At 67.4% G+C, this 857-nt stretch carries 1 pseudogene; it reads right to left on the reverse strand.

The window, feature by feature from the left end:
* Nucleotides 1-857: pseudogene (locus NKH35_RS31870) on the reverse strand (hypothetical protein); the annotation flags it as partial.

The raw sequence follows: 857 nt of genomic DNA on the forward strand, positions 1-857 counted from the left end.
GAGATGGTCAGCGTGGTGTGCGAGGTGTCGCCGTCGCCATCCTTGATGGTGTAGGTGAAGACGTCGTCGTGGCCGCCCTGCGAGCCGGCATCGCGTACATAGGAGTAGGAGCCGTCGGCGTTAAGCGTCAGCTTGCCGTAGGTGCCCTGGATCTGCACGCCGAGCGAGCCGGTGAAGTCGGCATTGGTGTCGCCGGCCTGGACGCCAACCACCGCTGCGCCGTCTGCACCCAGGACATCGATGCCGGTCACCGGCGAGGTGGTGCCCACCGCCGTCAGCACGTTGCCGGCCTCGGCCGTGAACTGGTTGGAGGCTACACTGTCGGTATCGGCATGCGCCGTCGGCACGTCGTCGATGATGTTGATGACCAGGTTGCCGGCCGGTGCGCTGTCGCCGTCAGTGTCGGTGACGACGACTGCGAAGCTGGCGGTGGTGTTGTCGCCGGTGGTGTTGTCGACGAGCGTGTAGGAATAGCTGATCGTGCCGGCGCCGGTGGCCGGATTGTAGACATAGCTTGCCGTCAGCGAGCCGGTGGCGTCGGTGAAGGTCTGCGCGGCGCCGGTCAGCACATGGCCGCCGAGCGAGACTACCGACACGCCGTCCGGCGAAGTGAAGCCGATGGTGCCCGAGGTGGTCTCCGAGTTGGCGGCAGCGTTCGAGCCCGCGGACTCGCCGCCGCGTGCCGGAAGGCCGGCCTCATAGACGGTGGTCGAGGCAAGGCCCGGCGCCGGAATGCTGTCGGTCGGCGTCGAGTCGCCGATCGAGATGGTCAGCGTGGTGTGCGAGGTGTCGCCGTCGCCATCCTTGATGGTGTAGGTGAAGACGTCGTCGTGGCCGCCCTGCGAGCCGGCATCGCG

The organism is Mesorhizobium sp. M1143, assembly GCF_040318435.1.
In the GTDB taxonomy this organism is placed as follows: domain Bacteria; phylum Pseudomonadota; class Alphaproteobacteria; order Rhizobiales; family Rhizobiaceae; genus Mesorhizobium.